This window comes from uncultured Draconibacterium sp. (assembly GCF_913060805.1).
In the GTDB taxonomy this organism is placed as follows: domain Bacteria; phylum Bacteroidota; class Bacteroidia; order Bacteroidales; family Prolixibacteraceae; genus Draconibacterium.
Genome location: NZ_CAJXTC010000009.1, coordinates 129,830 through 153,612, shown reverse-complemented (window position 1 = coordinate 153,612; position 23,783 = coordinate 129,830). Strand labels below are relative to the sequence as shown.

The 23,783-nt window shown below is 42.1% G+C and carries 13 protein-coding genes; 1 reads left to right on the top strand and 12 read right to left on the bottom strand.

The features are described from left to right. Positions 1-23: 23 nt before the first annotated feature. From QZ576_RS07650 to QZ576_RS07620, 7 genes are all read right to left on the bottom strand, one after another. Entirely contained in the window at positions 24-953 is a 930-nt protein-coding gene (locus QZ576_RS07650; RefSeq protein WP_297095718.1) for a dihydrodipicolinate synthase family protein, read from the bottom strand. Positions 954-993: 40 nt separating this feature from the next. After that, positions 994-1,668, bottom strand: a complete 675-nt coding sequence (locus QZ576_RS07645; protein WP_297095717.1) for a GDSL-type esterase/lipase family protein — start codon at positions 1,666-1,668, stop codon at positions 994-996. Between the two features lies 1 nt (position 1,669). Continuing rightward, positions 1,670-3,811 (bottom strand): GDSL-type esterase/lipase family protein, encoded by a 2,142-nt coding sequence (locus QZ576_RS07640; RefSeq protein WP_297095715.1) that lies wholly within the window; start codon positions 3,809-3,811, stop codon positions 1,670-1,672. A 12-nt stretch (positions 3,812-3,823) separates the two neighbouring features. Continuing rightward, on the bottom strand, positions 3,824-5,788 hold the full coding sequence (locus QZ576_RS07635) for a family 20 glycosylhydrolase (RefSeq protein ID WP_297095714.1): 1,965 nt from the start codon (positions 5,786-5,788) through the stop codon (positions 3,824-3,826). A 15-nt stretch (positions 5,789-5,803) separates the two neighbouring features. After that, positions 5,804-7,435: a sialidase family protein gene (locus tag QZ576_RS07630; protein ID WP_297095712.1), complete on the bottom strand. Its 1,632-nt coding sequence runs from the start codon at positions 7,433-7,435 to the stop codon at positions 5,804-5,806. A 220-nt stretch (positions 7,436-7,655) separates the two neighbouring features. After that, positions 7,656-9,140 (bottom strand): RagB/SusD family nutrient uptake outer membrane protein, encoded by a 1,485-nt coding sequence (locus QZ576_RS07625; protein ID WP_297095710.1) that lies wholly within the window; start codon positions 9,138-9,140, stop codon positions 7,656-7,658. A 12-nt stretch (positions 9,141-9,152) separates the two neighbouring features. Next, a complete protein-coding gene (locus QZ576_RS07620) occupies positions 9,153-12,353 on the bottom strand; it encodes a SusC/RagA family TonB-linked outer membrane protein (RefSeq protein ID WP_297095707.1) in 3,201 nt (1,066 codons plus the stop codon). A gap of 321 nt (positions 12,354-12,674) precedes the next feature. Here QZ576_RS07620 and QZ576_RS07615 point away from each other — a divergent pair, with 321 nt between their 5' ends. Next, positions 12,675-13,382, top strand: coding sequence for a GntR family transcriptional regulator (locus QZ576_RS07615; protein WP_297095705.1), 708 nt, complete (start codon positions 12,675-12,677; stop codon positions 13,380-13,382). Between the two features lie 636 nt (positions 13,383-14,018). On the opposite strand, the gene QZ576_RS07610 is transcribed toward QZ576_RS07615, so the two are convergent. The 5 genes from QZ576_RS07610 to QZ576_RS07590 all read right to left on the bottom strand — a co-directional run bounded on the left by QZ576_RS07610 (position 14,019) and on the right by QZ576_RS07590 (position 23,761). Beyond that, positions 14,019-14,513: a hypothetical protein gene (locus QZ576_RS07610; RefSeq protein ID WP_297095703.1), complete on the bottom strand. Its 495-nt coding sequence runs from the start codon at positions 14,511-14,513 to the stop codon at positions 14,019-14,021. 173 nt (positions 14,514-14,686) lie between these two features. Next, positions 14,687-16,168 carry a TIR domain-containing protein gene (locus QZ576_RS07605; RefSeq protein WP_297095700.1) on the bottom strand — a complete coding sequence of 494 codons (1,482 nt, stop codon included), beginning with the start codon at positions 16,166-16,168 and terminating at the stop codon, positions 14,687-14,689. Positions 16,169-16,927: 759 nt separating this feature from the next. Further along, entirely contained in the window at positions 16,928-19,705 is a 2,778-nt protein-coding gene (locus QZ576_RS07600) for a glycosyl hydrolase (RefSeq protein ID WP_297095698.1), read from the bottom strand. A 2-nt stretch (positions 19,706-19,707) separates the two neighbouring features. Further along, positions 19,708-20,826 (bottom strand): glycoside hydrolase family 88 protein, encoded by a 1,119-nt coding sequence (locus tag QZ576_RS07595; protein WP_297095696.1) that lies wholly within the window; start codon positions 20,824-20,826, stop codon positions 19,708-19,710. 31 nt (positions 20,827-20,857) lie between these two features. Beyond that, positions 20,858-23,761 carry a glycoside hydrolase family 2 protein gene (locus QZ576_RS07590; RefSeq protein ID WP_297095694.1) on the bottom strand — a complete coding sequence of 968 codons (2,904 nt, stop codon included), beginning with the start codon at positions 23,759-23,761 and terminating at the stop codon, positions 20,858-20,860. Between the last annotated feature and the right edge of the window lie 22 nt (positions 23,762-23,783).

Here is a 23,783-nt window from a genome sequence, read left to right as displayed (position 1 = left end):
ATAAAATCAGGTTAACTTTTCGCTTAAAGGGTGCTGAAAAGTTCTTGCATTTGTAATTTCTGAACATCTTTTTCAAACGCTTTGTATGCTTCATTGCTCATATTTTTAATCGGCAAACGGAATTCGCCGCATTCAAAACCAATGTAACGCATGTAGGCTTTCCCGGTTGCAATACCACCGTATTTGCCCAACAGGCGAATCATGTCGATCGACAGTTGTTGCAACCGACGTGCTTTGTCCAGGTCGCCCTTATCGAAAGCATCAATAAGCTGGTAATACAATGGTGCTGCGTAGTTAAAGGTACTTCCAACACCGGCGCGTGCTCCCAATACCAATGCCGACAGCAGGTTTTCGTCGCGTCCCCAAAGCATGTCGTATTTGCCATTTTTAAAGTTCATACAGCTCTGGAAATCCATAAAATCTTCGTGTGTGTACTTAATTCCGGCTAAGTTAGGAATCATTGAATCGGCTTCCTGTACAAAGTCGAACATCGACACATAGCAGCCTGTTAACACCGGAATGTGGTAGAAATACACCGGCATATTTGGTACGGCTTCGGCAACTTTTGCGCAAAACTCGGCCAATTGACCGGCAGCTCCCGGTTTAAAATAATACGGTGCCAGCAAAGCAATGGCATCGATACCTGCCTCGGCCGAATGTTGTGCATTCTCGATACACTCCTGGTACGACGTACCACCAACCAGGTTAATGGTTTTAAGCTGTTTTTTATCCGACGTTGCTTTTACCCACGCCTCGGTAGTTTTCATTTTTTCTTTCTGGCTCAAGGCAACACCTTCGCCCGTAGAACCGTTTATAAATGCGCCAACTACCTTATTTTTGTCCAACAATTCGGCATAGGCCGAAATTTTTTCATACACTACTTCTCCGCTTTTGTCCATTGGTGTAAACGGAGCAGCTACTAAGCCTTCGAATTTACTAATTGTTATACTCATAATTATTGTCTTTTATTTTATTACTCACCAATTTTATGGTCTATAAATGTCTTTTTATTGTTTTTGCCCAAACCCGGTAGCCTTCGCCTTTCAGGTGTAATCCGTCGTTGGTATAAAGTGGATTCATCCAGTTGTTGCTGTCGTTTTTAAATGCCGCGAACAAATCCACAAAGCGAACATTGTTTTCGGCGCTCCAGTCTTCCAGGTGTTTGTTAATCCAGATTATCTCCTCAGTTTTTGAGCTATGCCCTGCAAATTTTCCGAATTCGGGATTTACAGGTAAAATGCTCTGCAGGTAAAGCTGCGTTTTTGGCGAATCGGTTTTAATCTGCTCGGCAATTCTGCAGATGTTGTTATAAACGGTGTCTTTCGAAATTCCCCGTGCCAGGTCGTTTATACCGATTAACAGAAACACTTTCTCCGGTTTCGATTCGCATACTTCATTCAAACGAAACAACACTCCTTCGGTAACATCGCCGCTAATGCCGCGGTTTTTTATTCTTTTATTCTGAAAAAGCTCGGCCCATTCGCTACCGTCTGTTATGCTGTTTCCCAGAAAAATGATTTCTTTTTTGGTATTTGGAAGACTTTCAAACAGCGTTCGCCGCTGTTCATAATACGTCGATTGAAATGCCTTTTTTGTTTCCTGTGCCTTTATTTGAGGTAAGAAACAAAAGGCAAAAAAGATGATTGTTATGACTTTCAGGTTTGGCATATTATTTTGTTTTAGTGGGGCACGAATCCGGGTATTCAACGCAAAATGTTGAGGCCGGCCAGCCGTTTTCGTTTACCAGGTTGCCCCTGGAAAAAGGTTTCCAGCCGTAACGAACCTGTTCGATCGTTTTATCTTTTGAATCGATAATGATTTTATTGTCTTTTAGCGTTGCCACAACCGGATAAAAAAGACCATCTGTTCCGGCCACTTCCAGTTCGCGAAGCGCTTCACCATCCGATGTTTTTAACTGTGCTGCATGCGAAAATGCAAGTATTACTTTTCCCTTTTCCTGCGTTACCGTGCTGATTTGCGGGCCGCCATCCGGAACGTCTTGCATTCCGTAATTGCGCGATAAAGCCAGGTTGGCAAAACGTTCGCCAATTTCTATTTTGTGCTTCGGATGCACATCCAGCGAATCGCCTAAATCGCTTGTTACCACCATCGCTGTGTTGGGAATACTCAGCTCCAGCTCCCGTTGTGTTTCGCGGAAATATGGCCACGACGGACGGTTGATACTTGATAGCTGCGCAAAATAGAAAGGCATTTCAGCATCGTTAAACGCCGAGCGCCACGATTTTACAAGCGCCGAAAAAGCATGCCTGAAATGTTCGGCATTGTGGGCATTCGACTCGCCCTGGTACCAGATGACTCCCGCCACCAGAATCCCTTGCACGAATGGCATACCGGCTTCGTATATGTATGCCGGCTCGTAGGGATGACGCTGCAGTTTGTTTTCGGCCAGTTCAATATTGGTCGCTGCCCGCTCGCGGCACCAACCCTGTATAAAGTCGTTGTTTTTCCAGTTGTTTAGCACATCTACCATGTAAGGGTCAAACTCCAGCGTTTTGCGGTCGATAAACGCTTCGGCCGGTGCACCACCAACGCTGAGCTGTATCAGTCCAACCGGAACATCCAGTTTTTCATTCAACAGTCGGCCAAACGTGTAGCTAATTGCCGAAAATGTGGCCGCATCACCGGAATTGCTCCGCTTCCATTGGCCATCAAAAAAATCAAGTTGATTTACTTTTACCAGTGTGGTTGAGTCCCAGTTTTTATTATCGGTACGGGCAAGGTCTTTTAATTTGTAGAGGCGAAGATTGGCAAAGTCAGCGGCATTGTCAATCAGCGTTGACGCATCGTTCGCCTGCTGCATTTGGAATTCCATGTTCGACTGTCCGGCACAAACCCACACTTCGCCCACTAAAATATCGTTGAGCGTAATGGATTCCTCAGAACCGGAAGTCACTTTCAGCTCGTAAGGTCCCCCGGCAGCAACGGCATCAAAAGTAACCGACCATTTGCCATGTTCGTTGGCTGTACACGTTCTTTTTTGCCCGGCAAAAGTGAGCGTAAGTTTTGTTCCGCTGTTGGCTTTTCCCCACACCGGAATGGGCTGCTTTTGCTGCAGTACCATGTGGTTCATAAAAACCGGTGCCAGGCTCAAGCCGCCAAAATTGCCCGTAATATTTTCGTAAACGGTTTGCGCTAAAATTCCGGCTCCTTCCACATTTGGGTGAAGGGCATCGGGAAATAACTCGTGGCGGCCGTACAAAGCCGGGTGCAAATCGATTAAACCCGTTTTGCTGTTTTTTGCCACTTGTTCGATGGCATCCTGAACTTGCCAGAACCAATCGCGCGTGCTGGATTTAAAACGCGGGTGTGTATTAAAAATAGGAGTCATTTTGCAAACGAACACCTGTGGATTGCTGGAGCTGTGTATGCGAAACGAATCGATCAAGGCCATATAATCCGGCACAAACTCATCGCGGTAGTTGGGCCAGTTCCGCGGGTCGGTATCGTTTAAACCAAGATGAATAATAATTATGTCGGCATCAAATTTCAGAGCCTCGGGATACTCGGGCATTTCCATATACGGACGATGCCCTTTGGTTAAAAGCGTGGCTCCGCTGTGCCCGAAATTTTGCACCTCGTAAGCATCGCCCAACAAACGCTGTAACTGCGAGGGATACGAATCGCGCTCCGGATTTTTTAGCAAATAGCCGCGTGTTACTGAATTCCCCACACAGGCTACCTTTATTTTCTTTTCTACATTTTGGGGTGATGAAATAGCATCCGCATTTTGGCGGATACTCGTTAGGAGCATCATCCAAACTACCAGCAGCACTACATTTCGCAATTTCATTTTTAAAATTTTTTATTTTATATCAGCTGAAAACTTCAGGCCTTCAACTTCTTTTATGGTTCCATTATAATCCTGAACGGGCACAAAAGTGAACATACGTTTCCAGGTATCTTTTTTAACCGGAATTTTCAGCAGCACCTTGTTCCAACCCTTTTTGAGGTGAATGGAAGCCGGCTTTCTGAAAAAGTAATTTTCATCGGTAAATGGAATTTCTTCGGTGTTGCTGGCCAGCCCCGGTTTATTCCATTCAGGCGCGGCAATCAGTTCGCCATTCAGCCAGGCTTTCGGATGGGTATTGTGCCATTCGCCATTTTGCGGAAACGGGCCTCCCCGGCGTCCTGCCGAGCGCGACCAGTCGTGAAATCCGATCCATGCTCCAACCGTTTGCTCCTGTGGCGACCAGATTTGGGTGTACGCGTAATACGTTCCCTCTTCCCGGGGGAAATACGACGGATAGCCAAAGTAGTGTGTCAATTGAATGGTGCCGCCAACAAAAGGCCCCTGCCAGGTGTAAGTGGCCGTATCAATTTGATACGTTTCCTGCAAGGTATCTTCCACCGAAAACGCAGCCTCAATATTGCCACCATTCGCTATCGGTCCCAGCACCTTCCATTCTGTGTTTGTTTGTTTCACATATGGGAAAGGTTTTCCGGCGAAATATTTATCGCGGTGCTCGATCATCCGGTCTTCAAATGCGCTGAATTCATTGAATAATTCACTTCCTTTTTCCGGTAGTTTAGCCAGATAATTTTCACCAAAATCGGTTTTCTGCCCGGTCCACGACGTTTCAGCGTAGGTAACAATCCCCGGATACACCGGATTTTGCACCAGAATGTCGTAAGCCTCGTTCACGTTGTTGTCGTTCCAGCAACAGAAAATACCTCCCATTCGCAGCGAATCGCCGTGGGCAGCGCCGTTAATGCAGTCGAAGTACAACTGAGTGATGCCCGACAGCGGGTCGAGATGGTTGACATAGTTTAAGCGGCAGTCAATGTAACGGTGCCCCGGTTTCGGATGTCCGTTCGACGACCACAATTGCGTAATGGAAACCGAATCGCCTTCGATATGCTGTCCCGGACGCCAAACAATGAGTTCGCGGTCGTGGTATTGCGTTACCCGCTCAAGCAGCGCCGGCAAAAGCGTTGGTGCCGGTCTTTCGTAGTCGTGCCATACCTCATCGGTTCCCAAATGAATGTAAGGCATAACCTCTGCCGGAGCCAGGCTGCACAATTCGTCAACCAGGTCGATTAAAACCGGCTGTACACGCGGATCGCTCATCGTTTCAAAACCCATTGCTTTGCGGAAAGCGGCGCTGTGCCCGGGAATGTCGAACTCGGGAATGAGCGTAATTTTTCGTTCCTGACAATACGCCACCAGCTCTTTAAAATCTTCCTGGGTGTAGAATTTCCCTTTCTCGCGCGTCATGCTTTCCGCGGAATTCAGTTGCGGATAGATTTTACTCTCCAGACGCCATCCCGGATTTTCGGTCATGTGAAAATGAAACACGTTATACTTGTAGGCTGCCAATACATCGATTTGTTCTTTCAGCATATCCATGGGCTGGAAATTCCGGCCCACATCCTGCATAAAACCACGAATGCGAAAAGCCGGCCAGTCAACAATGGCACAGCCTTTCAGGTAGCGTTTCCCGTTTTTTTCGAAAACCAGCTGTTTTACGGTTTGCAGCCCGCGGTAAATTCCGGTTTCGCTTGTGGCTTCCAGAATTACCGAATCAGCAGAAACGCTTAATCGGTAAGCCTCCTTTTTATTCAGTTGAATCCCGGGAATTTCAGCAACAATGCGCTGCACAAAACAGTCGCTGCTGTCGGCCAGGTTAAACTGTTGCGTGCGCCATTCCACTTGTTGTGGCATGGGGATTAAAGCAGGAGTAAAATCATTTTTACTCCTGCATGAAAAGAGTATTCCAACAACTAATAGAATTGTAAGGTATGGGTAATATTTTCGGTTTAAGTTCATTGAGGCATTAACTTTTTATTGTTGTAAAATATCCGCAACAGGAATGCTCTGAAAATAAAGTTCTTTTACGCCTTCGTACAAAATTCCAACTGTATTTTCGTCCACCATTGTCATACACGAGTAGCCAAAACCACCGGCTTCGTTTAGTTCTACCTGAGCGGCTTCGGGCCAGGTCATTCCTTCATCCATGCTGGCTTTTATGGTCATGTTGGTACGATGATTCTTGTTATTTGGGTTTGAAAAGAACAGCACTCGTTTGTCTGCCCCGTCGAAGGTTAAATCAGTAGCAATCAAACTGGCCATACAATTCGGTTCCTGTAATGCCGAGTTCGATGAAGGATGGATCTCCCAGGTTTTACCGAGGTCTTTTGTAATGGCAACGGCACGACCGTTTGTTTCCGATTTATCTTTTCGGTTGCGGTCGTCGCGCATGTTCAGCATCAGGCTGCCATCGCTTAATTCCACTACCTGCGCTTCGGTTGTATTGGTTTTAGCACCTGTTCCAATGGTCCAGGTTTCGCCGCCATCTTTGCTGTATATTAGTGTAGAATGTGGTGTGTAAGGTCCGCCATCAATTGCTTTTTCGCCCAAATCGGCTTTAAACTGTGCCGGAAACACCAGGGTTCCGTCTGCCAGTGTAATTCCTTTTCCGGGGCCTTGCAGCAGGTACTGCCACGCCGGGTCTTTAATTTGTTCGGTAATATTAATTGGCTCCGACCAGGTTAATCCGTCGTCGGTACTTTTTACCAACATAAACTGGCCGGTTTCCTCGGGCGACATTCCGGGTTTTGAAGCCCACCAGCCCATTTGACTTTTGTCGAATCCATTCATCCACACAGCGGCTACCCAAATGGTGTGGTTTACGGGATCGTACAACACGCTGGGGTCGCCAATTCCATTTAACTCCTGCGGCAAACCGCCCCATTCGCCCATGTCCATAATTACTTTCATGGGTTCCCAGGTTTGTCCGCCATCGGTACTGCGGCTCATACCTATGTCAATGTCTTCCTGTAAGTCTTTGCTGTTGTTGTAGCGGTTATCGTAAACGGCAATCAGCGTTCCTTTGTCGGTTGTAACTAATCCGGGAATGCGGTAAGTGTCGCAATTGTCCTGACCGGCAGCGCGTACCACCTTTGCGGGACGGAAAGCAAAAGGCTGCTCAACGTCGATGGCCAGGCGTTCGTTGCCCAATGTTAAAATGGCTTTTTCAACTGAAAAATGCTGTGTTAATACGGCATCATCTTTCACCTGAAACTGAATAGCCAGGGTATGGTTTCCGGAGGTAAGTACTGCATCGCCTTCAAGTACTATTTCATTACCGGCAAGAAGAAAGTCTGTTGCATAATTTGTAGTTATGGTGTCGTTGCTAAAAGCAGCAGTCCATTTCGCACTAAGTGATTTCAGCATTTCAGCGTTACTGCCTTCGGTAAGTACGAGGGTAATATTTTTAAGATCGTAAGTAATTCCCTGCTCAATGCCGAGATTTAGTTGAAAAACTTCGGGATTTTCGCGCTCCAAAAATAGCGGAACTCTTTTTTGACTGACAGAAACGCTGGTTGCGCCTTCTAATTCGTTCTGGATTTTTGGGGTACATCCGGAGATATACATTCCGCATACGGCTAGTAGAATAAGCAGGTAAGTTTTCATATTATTAAGATTGTTTGTTTTCAAAGGTAAAGGATGAAACTCGCACAAATAAAATAATCCTCGCGGATGAAATATGTTTGATATGCTTGTTGCATCTTAATTTATTTATTGTTGCGCAATTATAAAGACTAATCGGTAATTATCGAAATCTAAGGTCAGGGGCATCATTGCCCCTGACCAGATTTCATAACTTAACTAAATCTATGCAAAAAACTGCTACTTAATAGCCACTTGTTTGTGTTAATTCCGAATCGTTTGCAAGCATACTTTCTGAAATCGAATAATATATCTTATAAGCTTCAGAAGCATCAAGAGAAGCTACTTCGTTGAAAACATAAGATTCTCCGGCTCTTACAAGGTCCCACCACCTTTTTCCTTCGCCAATAAACTCTTTGTAGCGTTCGTCGAGAATAGCCTGTGCATTTTGTTCCTGCGAACCATTTGTAAACTCGTGACCTGCAAAGTTATCGCCATAGGCACGGGCTCTTACGGCATTAACTTCTGCTGATGGATCTTCACCAAGATTATTTTTGGCTTCGGCCAGCAGAAGCAATACATCGGCATATCGATATACCGGTACATTGTTGTAGCTCTCGCGTGTACCATCATCACCAATAATACCCAGGAATTTTTTCATGATTGAGCCCTGATAATTTGGATCACCGGCCTGGAAAGGCACATGTGTGTTTCCATCGTCGTAAATACGGATAAAAGTATTGCGTCGTTGATCTTGTGGATCATCTAAAAGAAGCAAGGTTTTTTCCGATGCGCCGTAACGGCTTAATCCATTCACTACAAAATCACTCATTGAATTACCGTTTTCATCAAATAAAGGAGCCAAATCTACGGCTCGGGTAGTAAAGTAATTTCCATAGAAATTTCCTGCCTGATCCTTCTGATAATCAATGGTGAATATAAACTCAGCGTTGTTCTCATTCTCTTGTCCCCAAAGATTACTGTAGTCAACAAGGTCGAAACCATCAATTTGCTGAAGGGCTGTTTTAGCTGCAGTAAAATCGGCATTACCTCCACCAAGAACTTTACCTGACCAGATATAGGCATCGCCTTTAAGCGCAAGCGTTGCTGCTTTCGACCAGTAGGTTTGTTTACCCAGCCACAAGCTGTTATCGCTGCCAAAGTATTCCAGCGATTTTTCGATATCGCTTTTAACTTGTTGCATAACCTCTGTTTTTGGCGAGCGTGGTTTTTTCAATGCCAAAAGATCAACCTCCAAAAGTGGTTCAGTGTTAATGGGTACATCGCCCCAGGCTTTTAACATTGTATAGTAAATCTGAGCACGTAATCCATAAACCTGACCTAACATGTGGTTTAGTTCTGCTTCATTACTAAATTCTACATTCGGAGCACTTTTAATGAAATCGTTGATGTAATGCAACAAACCATAAAAATTTGCCCAGTTGCCAAAGTAAACCAGTGTAGAACTAATGTTGTTTGCCATCAAATCAACATCACTTGGCGAGTTGGCAAAAGTATTTCCTCCCCATATATCAGAACGAACTTCGCCCATTTGCCATTGCGTATAGGTATAATTCCGGTAATTGGCGTAAATACCTACATGTGCAGCTTTTACTGCTTCTTCTGTATCCCAAAATCCATTATAAGTTAAATCACTCTCCGGTTTCATGTCCAGGTCGCAGGACATCAGGAATACAATTGATATAAATAATAGAATATATTTCTTCATAATTGTAATTTCTTAAAATGTTACATTCAAACCAAGCGTATAAGTTCGCGGAAGAGGGAATCTTCCACTATCGATTCCTCTTTGAAAACCTTTGTTTGGGTCATCAATGGCTTCTTCAGGAGAACTACCAGAGAATCCGTTAAAGTAGGCCAGGTTCGAGGCACTTAGATAAAGTCTTACGTTTTGGAAAACATTGTTTGCAATTTTTCCGTCAAGATCATAGCTAAACGTTACTTCGCGTAATGCCAGATAATTGCCTTTTTCCCACATGCGAGAACTACTGCTGGTCATTGAGCCCTGGTCGCCTCCTGCTGCCATGTGATTTCGTTGGCGGTCAACCAGTGTAAAAATAGGCACATCCGATGTTGGATTTTCCGGTGTCCACGAATCAGCAATTTCAGCCGGTCCGTTTTGGTTCCCCTGAGTTTGTGCTATACCTTTTACCCGGCGGCCATTGATAATGTAATGTCCGATGGTAAAGTCTGATTTCATAAACAGGCTGAAATTCTTATAATTCAGTTCGGTTGTTAAACCACCTGTAAAATCAGGTGTTGATCGTCCAACAACAACCCGATCAAGATAATTGATTACATTATCGCCATTCAAATCTTTCCAACGTGTATCTCCCAGGAAGCGAGTGTCTTTTTGGGTGGCAAACTCAACTACTCTTCCGGCATCCGCATCAATGTCGGCCTGAGTCTGGTAAACGCCATCAAATACATAGGCAGTAATTACGTCGTAACCAACTCTTTCACCTTCCTGCAATCCGCCAACGTATTTTGTACCACCCGTTTTAGGATCGTAAATTTCGGTACCGCCCTGACGGTTCTTTTCAACCCCATTTTCAGGAAGTGATTTTGCATAGTTTTTTACCGAATAGTAAGTTAAGCCAACATTCCATTTAAAATCGTTGGTTTTAATAACATCAGCATTAATCTGCAATTCCAATCCTTTGTTTTGAAGCGTACCGTTATTGGTTGTAATTGATGAGAAACCTGTCCACAATGGCAAAGTAAGTCCGGCAAGTTTGTCTTTAACATCGCGAATAAAATAATCGGCAATTACAGTAACCCTGTCGTTGTAGAAACCAACATCAACACCCATGTTAAAAGTGGTTGAACGTTCCCATTTCAAATCGAGAAGTGGAAGATTTGTGTTGGCATAACCCGATTGGGTATCGTAAATGGCCGTTTTAGCATAAGTACCGAATACTCCAAAATTGCTTAAAACATCGATGTTTCCATTAACACCGTAGCTTAAACGAGGTTTAATTTTACTAACTACATCTTTAATTTTTGAGGTAGCAAAGAAGTCTTCGTTGTGAATGTTCCATCCTGCCGATACCCCGGGGAAGAAATCGTATTGGTTATTACCTAAACGAGATGTTCCATCATTTCGGAAAGTAAACCCAAGTAAGTATTTGTAATCGAAATCATAATTAACCTGGCCGAAAACAGATGCAATCTCATATCCGGTTTTGTACGAATAAGGTACACCGTTTGCTTCTGAACCAACATTCATGGTATAAATAAGGTCGGTTGGCGAAAGGCGTGTAGCTGCACTGAATGTAAAGTATTTTTCCTTAAAGTATTCAGTACCAACCAGCGCACTAATGTTATGCGAATTAAACGACTTCTTGTAATTTAATAAGGCAGTAACCTGGTCGCGCAGCGTGCGTGTGTGCGATGCCGATGCACTTCTTTCGGTGCGTAAACTACCCGAATTCAGATAAGCCTTATTAAAAGATTCGTTTGAATTATTTACCGAGAAATGGCTTCCGCGAACAGTTAAACTAAAATCATTCAGAAATTTATAATCAAATTGAACTGATCCTGTAAGTCTTTCTTCCAGGTTATTTCTGATGAACTTATCCTGGTAATACAGAGGGTTACCAAATCCGAGATATGTTCCAGGTTGGTATTCTGTTGACAAACTTCCGTCAGGATTATTATTATATATTCTTGAAGTTGGAGCTAAACCTGCTGTACGTTGGAACAGGTTGTAATCGCTGTCATAAGGAAGATCTCTTTTTGAATGAGAATAGATTAAATTTGATGAAACTTTCAGGTTATCCGTAATTTTGTATGAAGCATTAAAAGTTCCGGAAACACGTTCAAAAGAAGATCCATACACAAGACCATTATCATCCATATAACCAAGTCCCAAATAATAGGTGCCTTTATCATTACCACCATCGAATGACAAACTGTAATCCTGAGAATAACTATCCTGATAGAATAATTCATTCATCTGGTTATCCATAAAAATCAGTTGAGTTCCCGGATTTATAGGATCTTCCATGGTTTGCCATCCATCATAATTTAATAAATACCTGTTCTCATCGCTGAGTACCATAGTGGTATAAATTGAATTTGTGGTGTTGTTGCCTGTCGCAGCCGCATGGCCACCGGTTAAGAACACATCCAGCCACGGATAACCCATAACATCCTGAGCTGCACGAACGCCAAGACGATTAAACTTAACGTAATCGGCCGCATTCAAATATTCCATTGGATCTTCGCGGCGCTCGTTAGAGGTAAATTTAGCCCTGAAGTTGATATTCGATTTACCAACCTTGCCTTTTTTGGTGGTAACCAGAATAACTCCATTAGCAGCTCTAGCTCCGTAAATAGCTGTTGAAGCTGCATCTTTCAGTACCTCCATCGATTCAATATCGTCGGAGTTTAAGGCATAGAAAGAACCGGGAACGCCGTCAATCAAAACTAAAGGAGTTCCGCTGCCATCGAAACTTGTACCTCCGCGAACAACCAAACTTGGTGTAGAACCCGGCTGCCCGGTAGTTTGCGTAACTTTAAGTCCTGCAATTGTTCCTTGTAGCGCAGTGGCTGCATTTGAGCGCGGTACACTTTCCAGCACCTTTGTGTCGAGCTTGGCAATTGATGTCGTCATCTCAGCGCGGGATTGAGTAGAGTATCCCGTTACAACAACTTCATCTAATGCTGTTGTTTCTGTTTCAAGTACAACAGTTAAGAATTGTCTGCCGGCAACCTGAACGGATTGAGATGTAAACCCAATCATTGAAAACATCAATTCTGATTCGTCAGAAGGAACTTCAATGCTAAATTCTCCATCGATGTCGGTTATTGTTCCTGTTGTAGTTCCAACCAGAACAATGGAAACACCTGGCAATAATTCGCCATTGTCAGCGGTTACTTTTCCTGTAACGGTTTGAGTTTGTGCAAAACTTTGCATTTGAATAAATGCTAAGCACAGCATTGCAAGAAAAATTCCCTTAGAATTAAAGAGCCATCTTTTCATCTTAAGCCCTCTCTTTGTCAATTTTCTCATAAGTGATTGTTTTAAATGTTTGATTCATATTTTGTTATCATCACTTAGTCTGCCGGGGCAGAACCTTGTCCGAATAACACATTTTTAATATTTATTTTTTTCACAGAACGATTTTAAATGCTTTATGTATGACATAATGCAGGCAAATATATATTTTTGTTTTATATTTCAAAAGGTTTTACAACATTTGTATGTTTTTAATTTTTATAGTGTTATAATTACAATATGGCAGAAAATAACTTGATAAATCAGATAAAGACAGTTGATAACAGCAGTCTGGTTGATCGTGTGGAAATGCAGTTGATGGAGATTTTTGTTAACCGGGGATTGAAAACCGGTGATATGATTCCCAAAGAAATGGAATTAGCCAATGCGATGGGGGTAAGCCGAACGGTGATACGCGAGTCGTTAACACGGCTGAAGACAATGGGCCTGGTAGATTCTATTAAACACAAAGGAACAGTGTTAACAAGCCCAAACCTTGCACAAGTTTTGCAAAAATCGATGATTCCCAAAATTCTTGATGACGAAACGCTTAAGAATATATTTGAGATTCGGTTGATTCTTGAGATAGGAATGGCGGACTCTATTTTTAGAAATATTACTGAGGAAGATATCCGGGAACTGGAGAATATTACAAACTCTGAACCGGAATCAACAGGAGATGTATTATTTGATATCGACCACGAAGTTAAATTTCATGGTAAGCTGTATCAAATAACGAATAATTACACCTTAATGAATTTTCAAACGATTTTGCTGCCTGCTTTTAATTATGTTTACGATAGTGGGTTGATAAACCGACCGCTAAAAAAGAAAAAACACGTTTCACATAAACAGTTGGTTGAAGTACTAAAAACCGGAAGCCCAAAAAAATTCAGAGAAGGTATGCGGAAGCATTTGGATAATCACTTTGATAGGTTGTTTGAATAAAATTAATTCTTTGTAATAATTGGAGGGTAGATAAAAATACACATGTCTAATTTACCACATATTAATATCAAAATATTCAAATATAAATTGACGAGAGTCCAATTTCACTAACATTGAAGTAGGTCAAAGGGAACTTTATCGAGTACAAAATTCTTTAACAGTTGTTCAAGCTAATTTCAAGTGCAAGATATAAAGATATTCATTTACCCTACCGTTTTATATCGTCTCAATAAAAATAAAATTTGGTATATTTAAACGATATTTGAATTATTTAACAACAAGTAATTATAGAGTTACCCAAAAGGGACCATTGGAAAAACAGGCAAGAAGAATCACTGATAATTAGCGCATTACAAAATAAAACGTGCACCTTTACTGGGCACAAAGGAGAGTCAAAAAGGCTCTCCTTTTTTATTGGTTAATAAGCAATTACAAAACCAAAAGAACTTCATTCACCAAATTTGTGAAACATCCGTGAAACGCCTCTGGTTAATAATTACATCTCATATCTATTTAAATTTAGTCAATAGTACTCAACGCAGGACCAATCGGTGAGCAAGTTCCGATATTTCCGAGAACATTTTTGCAATATCATGTACGGTATCATGTATGGTATCAATCAGTATAACATTATAATTATTGACCGAAACGAATATTAAAAATTAAAACTATCGCAATAAGTATAAACGAAACCACTCCTGTAATAAATGGCAGCTTAAAATCATGCTTATAAAGTAATTTCTTATGGTTTTTGATTGGCTTTTTAAATAAAATGTAGATAATAAATGGAACAGTTGCGACAAACCCCCATCCATATAAAGTTGTCGGGTGCATTAACTTATCCATTGCCTGTTGAATTCCTGCAAAAAGTATCATGTCGGAAATTATAGCTTCTGCAAGAAATACAACACTATTAAAAAATGCACCTTTTAATAAGTTTGTTTCCGGAAATTTTTTAATGCACAAGTACGACGCATATCCCCATAAAATTGGGTTTACAGTTAGCATTATTGTTTGTCCTAATTTTTCATTTACACTCCAGGGATACCAAAGAATCACATTTGATAACCAATAAACCGCAAAACAAACAATTATATTATATAAGATCCATTGAGCGATATTCGACCTCATTTACTACATGTATTAAATTTTAACTTTTTAGCTTATTTCGTTCTTGAATTTGCCACCAGCGGTTGGTACATGTTGCGGTCAGACGAGAGTCTGAGTATCCGACCGAAACTGAGGTTGGGACGAGATTCGACTTGTCGAATCCGCACAAATTCAGCCATGCCTTATACCACGTGTTAGCTGCTGGTTTTTTCTTCTTCTATATTAAATTGATGCTCATCATTCAATTTCTCTTTTGCTAGTACCAATATTTCTTCAAGTTTTTTATCCATCTTCTCCTTGTTCTGAAAAACTGAGGATAATCTAGCGTGCACATAATCAGATTTTTCTTCAACTTCTTGAGATTGAGTTAAGAACAGTTCAGCTTTTGTATATAGAGCCTTACGATTATAAAGGTTACCTATGTTTCCTAGTATCCAACCTTCTTTCTGTTCAGCAAGTTCATTTGCTTTTTCATAGCAAGTTAATGCTTTGTCATAAAACTCTAAGTCCAAATATGCATTACCTAATAAACACCAGTAAGCTGATTTTTTATCATTAATTTCCAAAAGCTTTTTATAAACTAAAGTAGAAATGTCTTTGTGGTCATTTTTATATGCAGATTTTGCAAATTCAGCTAGAATTTTCTCATTATTCGGATAGTCAAGAAATCCATTATACAACACATTTAAGGCAAGTTTATTTTTTTCTTCATTGTCATATAATTCCGCAAGCTTTAAAACTAACGTTGGGTCTTTTAAGCCTTTTATTGTTTCAATTAGAAAATTAACTGCTTCTTCTTTTTTGTTAGTTTCCCACAAACAGTCAACTTTAAAAGTTGTAAGAGTTATTTTTCTTTCACATTTTAATAATCCTTCCTCAATAATTTTAAGTGCTTTGGCATAAGAATTATTCCAAATCAAAACATTAGCATAATATAAATAGCTCAAATTATTATCAATATTATTCTTAATTAATTCCTCAAATTCGGTTATTCCTTCTTGTGCATTTTTTTGAAATTTTGCATAACAAACACTTCCTTGTAGTTGGACTTTATTGTCTTCGTCTTTTTCGTCTTTTATCTTTTTATTCAATGATTTTATTGCCGCGTCATAATCTTTTTTTACATATAATTGTTCTAGCCATTCCTCCTCTGTGTTTTCATTCTCATTTGTATTTTTGGGAGATGATTCAGTCTCGGGGTCTTCATTCGATTTATTAATACTACCTAATTTTAAAATATTTTCTCTGATTTTGTGACATGCACTTCCTGTTCCAGCTTGAAGGTTATTATCTGAACGAGTGGCTTCATATTTTCCAGGCGTTAATCCAATCAAATCTGTAGGTAAGTGGAAATCTTTATTGTCAGGGATAATAATGTAACATCGATTCCTTCCCAAACGACCTATAAATAATCCCAATTCGAAGAGAACATTGTCTCTAACTGCTAGGTCTTCTTCTCCTCTAATTTTGACATAATCATCCGGGGTGAAAACAAAAATTCCAAAGTCACAGCCATCAAGTATGGCTAATAAAGATTCTAATGATGATTCGGATAGATTAAATACGCCTTGAGTCCATACTGTGTTTTCAGATACAAATTTTAAGTTCTCTTGTATCGCATAGGCAACATTTAGTCCTTCTACTGATGAACCTATGAATATTCTTGGTTTTTTCATTTATTGTATGTTTTATTTTCTTCGTTAAACTTGCAGCTAACGCATGTGTAACCCAACAAGTCAGGTTATATCTCTATTATCGGGTTGGGTTATCCGTCCATTTTGGGGGTATAACCGTACTTTATCTGTAAATCTTATATTCGGGTGCGTGATCAATTCGTTATGGTTTTTATTCGAAGCCTAAAGTTAACAATATAAAAAGATAAAACAACACAGGTTCATTTCCTCTTTAGTCTATGATTCACCTTCCTAATGAACCGGGGTATCATCGGGGGCTAAAGCCCAACGTTGGAAGCATATCACTAACCCCGGCATTAATGCCGGGGTTAAGCACAACTGCTCCTGCCCCTCGTTTGTAACGAGGGGCAGCCTGGGGTTGGATGCTTTTTTCGTTATGGTACCAAAACCTGAAACCACCCGCCCCACTGGCAGGGATTGCAGCGGAAGCTTGCCGCAGCGGTTGGCTTGAGACACCTGGCAGTTGGGAGCGACCACAGGAAGCTACCCAAATGTTTTTGGTGGAACTGCCAAACGCAAGGGAACTTTAGCGCAAAGCCCGGCCGCCAGCCATAAAAAGAAAAAAAAAGGAGAAAAAAGCCCCTCCAAGTGTGCAAACACATATAGGTCTGTTTTCGTTGTTGCCATTTTTCTTATGTCGATGGTTACCTCTTTATATGTGTAACCGTGATTCTACAACAAATCCAAATCCTGTAACTTTCTGCCCAGTGTATCATCGGCAGCCAGTTTTTCAGCTTCCTGTCACTTCACAGGTATCAGTTTTACTTCGCTGTTAAGGCCGGCGGGCAAGGTTTCCCAGTTACCATAACCTGTGCGTTTATAATTGAGATCGACCAAATTAATTTCTTTGAACCTACGCCATTTCACGCCCTCACGATCGAGTTGTGCGATACGATTGGCAGGCAAGCCAGTCACCTCAATTTTGATGGTATTTAAACCGTCTTTAAGGTATTCGCCCACGAAAGTCTGGTAAGGAACAGCCCAAAGGGTTTGTACCTCTTTCCCATTCAGAATTATGCGGGCTGTTTCGCGAACATCACCCAAATCCAGGATCCAGTCAGAAGATTCGCTTTTGTTAAAGCTGAAACTGGTGAAATAAGCAGCAGTACCTATATTGATTTTCGCTTCGGGAACATCCAGTTGTGTCCAGGGAATGAGTGACGGCAATTGAAAGGTATCAGCGATAGCAGGAATGCTTTTGGTAAAACTTAACTGCCAGTTGTTTTTTAAAACATAAGGTTTTCCCTCCTCGTTGATATAAGGCCATACATCAACGTCAACATCCTTATCGGTAAAGGTTTTAAGAATCACAGACTGTCCTGACTTCAGCTGAATACGTACCAATGTTTCACCATCTTTTGTTTTAACAGCTGCCTTACCAATTTTTCCTGTCATCGGATCAAAAAATACTACCGACCGGGCTGATTTTGCCAAAGGAATCCATGCATCGGTATCATCGCTCTTAAGCGCCGAAATAAAATAATGGTAACCGTCTTTATTGCTTCTACGAATGTAGTGCAAACCTTCTTTCATTTTAAACTGCTCGGCTTTTACACCTGTTGCTGCCAATGTTGTTTTAAAGTCGGTTCCGGTAATGATTTTACCTTCTCCAACCGGTGTAACCAGTGTTTCCATAAAATCAGTTTCGGGGAACCCGGCCAAGGTATTTTTCAGCGTTTCCCTGCGTTTTTCCAATACCGAAAATCCGGGAACATCTGTTGGATAATGATCCATAAAAATAATCTGAGCTCCCTGCTCCGCCATCATCTTCAAACGGTTTAGGTTTTCGACTCTGATTTTATTCACACCCGGTACAATCAAGGCTTTATAACGAGCTCCGCCAGCGGTCACAATCTCACCGTTTTCTACTTTTGATGAACTGATAAAGCTGTCCGAGGTATAATCCACATCGTAACCTGCATGACTGATTTCACTCACTACTTTTATAAATTCAGGGGCACGCTCTTTCATTTTATGGATATCGAACATCAACAAACGTCCATCCTGATCGTTCCACATATCGTAAACCGGCAGATATACCAGAAAGTCGTTATCGGGTTTCCCCATTTGAAGAAAACTTTGCGAACGCGAAATGTATTTAAAGAATGGAGCCGCATCGCGCCAAAGCGGGTTAGTCGGACTCATATCCACCGAAGCATAAAACTTCCACCCCGGCCATTCGGCTTCTGCAGGGCTGTAGGTGGTTCCATGAAAATACACGCGGTTTACTCCGGAAACAAACATCAGGTCGAGATCGGGCTTACACTGCGAAAACGAAGTGCGGAAGTGCTCGGTTAACCAGGTAAATGTTTCGGATGAAGTATAAGGTTTACCAGAAATGTGCGCTGCCGACGAAGCGTATTTCAGCATCGAAAAGTCAGAATCATTATGGCGTGTTAGCGAATCGTGTCGCAGTCCGTTAATGTGGAACTCCGACAAACCAAAACCTTCACATTCGGGCACATCAACTGCAGCATAAATATCGATTAAGTTACCGGGCGAACCGTGTGCCTGGTTACGTGTTTTGCTGCCTGATTCGTGCGCCCATTCCGTCCACTGATTAGTGAAATTTTTAAGCAGAAGATCGGATAATAACTCACGATAATCGGCAATAACACGCCTAGTAGTATCGTTACGTTCCTCGCTTAAAAATTCGGGCAAATAATCTTCGAGCTTGTAATTGTATTCTTCTTCAAAAGCTTCGAGCAAACCAGGTGTCCAGTCGGCGCCATAAACTTCGTAACTGTCGTTAAAAAAGTTATGTGGAACCGGTACTCCGCTTTTCTCAAAAGCCTCAGTAAATTTATTCAGATAACGGGCAACCGCATCTTTCGAAAAGTGGTTAAGCACATTGCCTTCGCCACCCGGAGCCGCACGTTTTACCTGTTGGCGCGTACGTCCTTCGAAAAGTGCAATGAGTTCCCAGTTCCCATCCGGAGCCTTCCATTCCAACCTGTTGTTTACCAGCAATTTTGTCAGGTCCATTTTTTCACTGATATTGGAGAATGCCATTACGCGCACCAGCTTAGCCAACGTCTTTTGTTTTTCATCGTCAACCGTAATGTCCCGGTTGAACATCTCGCCACCTTTTACATTGTAGCGTTGAACAATCAATTTGCAGGCAGCATCTTCGGTGCTTACATCCGGGCCGCCGAAAGGCCATCCCGTTCCGGTGTTCATGTCAATAACCATCCCCAGGCGTTTGGCCTCGGATTGTGTATGATTATAGAGTTCCATCCAACGATCGGAAAGAAAATCCACTTCGTTATCATCGTTACCCTGCACGCCATAAATCGGCGTAATTTCCATCGTTCCAATTCCGGCTTCGGAATAGGCTTCTAGGTTTTTTGATTGGTTAGCTTCATCCACTGCACTTCCCATCCACCACCAACGCGAACCGGGTTTGGTTTCAACCGACTCTTTAGGCCAGTCTACTGGTGTATTGTTCTGTTTCGAATCAGTGCACGACTGACCAATCACAAGAAATGCGAAAAGTATAAGTAGATGAAATTGCTTCATGATTATTTTAATTTGTAAACTTCAGAACCGGCCAGTAAAAAACATCCCAAACCATAGTCTTCAAAATCGGGTTTGCTTGTGTAAGTCACCGGTTGACCATCTTTTGGTTCCTTCCCTGTTCCCTGCACAAATCCAAGGAAGCCGTTATCATGCACAGCTTCGCTTGCCATTGCATTCCATCCCTTCACAATAGCGGGCAAATATTTGTCTGAGTTTAAAATCCCATTGTTTACGCCCCAGGCCATACCATACACAAACAAAGCTGTTCCAGATGTTTCTTTACCTCCAAAATTTGTAGGATCGTGCAAACTCACATTCCAGAAACCGTCTTCGCGCTGAAGCGGCAACACTGCTTCCATCATTTCTTTGTAAGTATTCAAATATTCTTCGTGATGCGGATCATCCGGTAAAATTTCCATTACCTTCACCAGAGCAGCGACCACCCAGCCGTTTCCGCGGCTCCAGTAACAATCTTCGCCATTTGGCTCCGTGTACGGTGGAAGAAAATCGGCATCGCGCCACCATAAGCCATCCTCTTTGTTATATAATCCTTGTGTTATTTTGGTGTCCATGTACATTTCGTACATTCTTTCCGAATATTTTTCATCTCTGGTCAACACCGCCAGTTTAGCAAAAACGGGCATGGCCATTTGCAGGGCATCAATCCAGTCCCAATCGTTAATGGTATCGCTCGCCACCATTAAATCAATGGCATGTTTAATATCGTATATACGCTCAGGTTTTGGTTCGATATTGTATAAATCGATGTAGGTTTGACCGGCACAATGGTTATCGGCATGGCGCGATTTGTTTCCATTACGCAAACCCCAGTTATGTGCCTGTCCCCAGTCGATGGCGTATTGCAGGTATTTCTGATCCGGTTTCACAGCGTATAAAGCCATTAAACCTTCGTAGTAAACAGCCCGTGTCCACAGGTTGCTGGGGCGTTCTCTGTTGGTAATTACATTTACACCCGGATCTGGCCATTTTTTCATCAGGTAATCGTTGGTTAGAACCATTTTATCAAGCACTTCCTGCTTTTGTGGCAATTGTTGAACCTCTTTACAAGACGATAAGACGACCAGTATACAGCTAATTACAATTGTGAGATTTATTTTCATCTGTGTTATGTGTTTTATTTTTTTAGGTTCACTAACGTAATCCGAAATAAAAATACAGCGTCCGTTCAACAGGTTTTTCCATTACATTTAATTCTCCTGATGGCCCTAAATTCCAGGTGTCGTTGCTTATTCCCATGGCCAGCTTTGTTCCAATTGGCGGAATTCCATCAAGGAAACTGATATTTCCAACAGGTAATTCCGGGTAATTTTGCGGGCCCGATATACCATAAAAATCAAATAAGCGGACGAACAAATCAGGCTCCTGGGCAACTACTGTGAATTTACCATCGACAGTATTAAATTCCATCCAGTTTATATTGGCGTAATAACCTTTAAACTGCTCGCCCCAGCTGTTTGTAGCAGGAAGAATATTGTTGTAAAGCCGTTCGTAAACATCCAGTTGGCCGCCCTGCAAACGGTTTTTCCAAACATGTGCAGGCCCCTCACCCAACCATTTTGCACTGATGATATCCGATTCAGGAAACTCAAAGCTAATTCCGGTAAACAGCTGTTTGTCTGCCACCTGGTAACTGTAATTTAATTCCAGCCAACCACTGGGATACATGGTCCATTGTAGTTTTTGAATATCACCGTCATAGGTCATTTCCACTACATACGCACCATCTTTCTCGTGGTGAGAAATATCTTTAAGTTCAGCATTTCCGCTAACCAAAATAGGGCCATTTGTAAAAGGAATCGGCAAACCAAAATCGTTGGTAACTTTTAAAATCACACCATCAGTTTTACTAAAGCTAACACCAATTCCCGATGCTTTTAGCGTAACCTGTTCATCATCTTCGGTTACTTCAACTTTTGCACTCAAACCTGAATCATCGCCTTCTTGTTGCTGAATAGGCAAAATGTTATCTTCCTCAATGCCTTGAGCTTTTAGTTCTTCGAGCAAGGCCTTCTCCTCGTCACTCAAAGTCTTTTCAACCAGTTTTAATACCTCTTTTCGGTTACCATTGGTTTTCCAGCTCCAGCGATAGATTTCGTCTCCGTGCTGATCGAAAGCATACAGATATAAGCCATCATATTTTTTATAATCTGAAGGTAAATTCAATTTCAACTCACCTTTGCTAACAGGTGCAACATCGGGTGCTGATACTTTGCCTTTCTCCATAACAGTGTGTCCGGTACCATGAGATTCCGGATCAACAAAATTTACAAGTTCCCAGCTAAAAGTACATTTATTAAGGTTGGTGAAATGAAAGCGATTTTCCACCTGAATTGTACCGTCAAAATCAGCAGGTAATTTTTGAAGATCGATTTTTACCGGAGAGTAAATTTCGCGCAAGGCATAATAACTGCCTTCTTTTTCGCGATGTGGCCCAAGCACTCCATCAGGAGCATTTACACGGTTTACATCGATGGCATTGTTTAGATCGGTGCGTACAATCCCTTCGTCAGAGAAATTCCAGATAAAACCTCCTGCCCCTTTTTCCGAGTTCCAGAACAACTCCCAAAAATCGGCCAGTGAAGCAGCTGCACCACCATCATCCTGGGCATGCAAAAACTCTGTTGGCATAAATATCAGATCTCCATCCAGTATCTTTTTCGAACTGTAATAATTCTCGTAATGATTGCAATCAATTCCGTTATAATCGTTACCCGGGCGATGATGCGCGTGAATTACCGGGCGTTTCGAAGGATCGTAAATGTCGTAATCGTCGTCCAGTTCTTTGTTGGTTCCGCCTTCGTTTCCATTGCTCCAGAAAATGATAGAAGGATGGTTTACATCACGAATCACCATTTCGCGCACCAGTTTTTCGCCTGATTCTGTGTCGTAGGCATTTTGCCAGCCGGCCAGCTCATCGAGAACATACAAACCCAATGAATCGCAAATATGCAGGAAACTTTTATCCGGTGGATAGTGCGCACAACGAACCGCATTCAGGTTCATTTCTTTCATCAGCTTTACATCGTTCAGGTCGATACGTGCATTGCTGCAACGTCCGGTCTCCGGCCAAAACACGTGGCGGTTGATACCCTTCATTTTTATTTTCACACCGTTCAAGTAAATGCCGTCGCCCTCGCGAATTTCGATGGTACGAAATCCAAATTTCTCCGAAAGTTCATAAACCGATTGTTTGTCTTTTTTAAGTTGAATCCTGGCTGTGTATAGGTTCGGTGTTTCCGCTGTCCATTGTTTCGGATTATCAACTTTGCATGACAAACGCACAATCGAATCGCCTTTACCTACAGTTGTTTCACAACGTTGTACCACATTTCCTGCACCATCAACGATTTCCGCAGCAATGATTTGTTTTTTCGTAATTCCCAAGGGGAAAACATCCATTTCAAATGTACCGTCAGCCTGCGCATTTATAGCTACGCGATCGATGCTTTCCTGAGGAAGGGCTTCCAGATAAACCGGACGAAAAATCCCGCCAAAAATCCAGTAATCGGCATAACGTTCGGCCCGGTTTACCGATTGATTGGCCGAGGTTTTATGAACCGTAACTTCCAGCTCGTTCTCTCCGGCTTTCAGTTTATCGGTAATATCGTAGCGAAAACGATAAAACGATCCCTGGTGAATTGGACCGGCCAACTCGCCGTTAATCTTCACTTCCGTATCGGTCATCGAGCCTTCGAAAACAATATAAATTTCTTTGGCATTCCAGTTTTCAGGAATGGTAAAACTGTGTTTGTAGATTCCTGATTCGTCGTTGAACCGGAACTTTTTACCGTAAGTGCGGTAATCGCGACCGTAATCGTATTGCCCGAATCCTTGTTGCTCCCAGTGCGAAGGAACCTCAATGGTGCTCCAGAATCCACTGTTTCTTCCAGCGGTGCAGAAAAAATCCCAGGTAACGGTGTTTTCGTTGTCGGTTCCGGATAAATACTTTACTTCCTTTTTCTCAGTCCCGGCCCAGCCGGTTGATCCGAAGGACAAAAACAGGATTATTGTAAATAGATTTTTTAAGTAGTTCATATTATGGTATAACAGGTTTACG

Coding starts and splice junctions, on each gene's coding strand:
- QZ576_RS07635 (WP_297095714.1), bottom strand. CDS start 5,788: ATGAACTTAAACCGAAAATATTACCCATACCTTACAATTCTATTAGTT.
- QZ576_RS07600 (WP_297095698.1), bottom strand. CDS start 19,705: ATGAAGCAATTTCATCTACTTATACTTTTCGCATTTCTTGTGATTGGT.
- QZ576_RS07615 (WP_297095705.1), top strand. CDS start 12,675: ATGGCAGAAAATAACTTGATAAATCAGATAAAGACAGTTGATAACAGC.
- QZ576_RS07605 (WP_297095700.1), bottom strand. CDS start 16,168: ATGAAAAAACCAAGAATATTCATAGGTTCATCAGTAGAAGGACTAAAT.
- QZ576_RS07645 (WP_297095717.1), bottom strand. CDS start 1,668: ATGCCAAACCTGAAAGTCATAACAATCATCTTTTTTGCCTTTTGTTTC.
- QZ576_RS07650 (WP_297095718.1), bottom strand. CDS start 953: ATGAGTATAACAATTAGTAAATTCGAAGGCTTAGTAGCTGCTCCGTTT.
- QZ576_RS07620 (WP_297095707.1), bottom strand. CDS start 12,353: ATGCAAAGTTTTGCACAAACTCAAACCGTTACAGGAAAAGTAACCGCT.
- QZ576_RS07625 (WP_297095710.1), bottom strand. CDS start 9,140: ATGAAGAAATATATTCTATTATTTATATCAATTGTATTCCTGATGTCC.
- QZ576_RS07610 (WP_297095703.1), bottom strand. CDS start 14,513: ATGAGGTCGAATATCGCTCAATGGATCTTATATAATATAATTGTTTGT.
- QZ576_RS07590 (WP_297095694.1), bottom strand. CDS start 23,761: ATGAACTACTTAAAAAATCTATTTACAATAATCCTGTTTTTGTCCTTC.
- QZ576_RS07630 (WP_297095712.1), bottom strand. CDS start 7,435: ATGAAAACTTACCTGCTTATTCTACTAGCCGTATGCGGAATGTATATC.
- QZ576_RS07640 (WP_297095715.1), bottom strand. CDS start 3,811: ATGAAATTGCGAAATGTAGTGCTGCTGGTAGTTTGGATGATGCTCCTA.
- QZ576_RS07595 (WP_297095696.1), bottom strand. CDS start 20,826: ATGAAAATAAATCTCACAATTGTAATTAGCTGTATACTGGTCGTCTTA.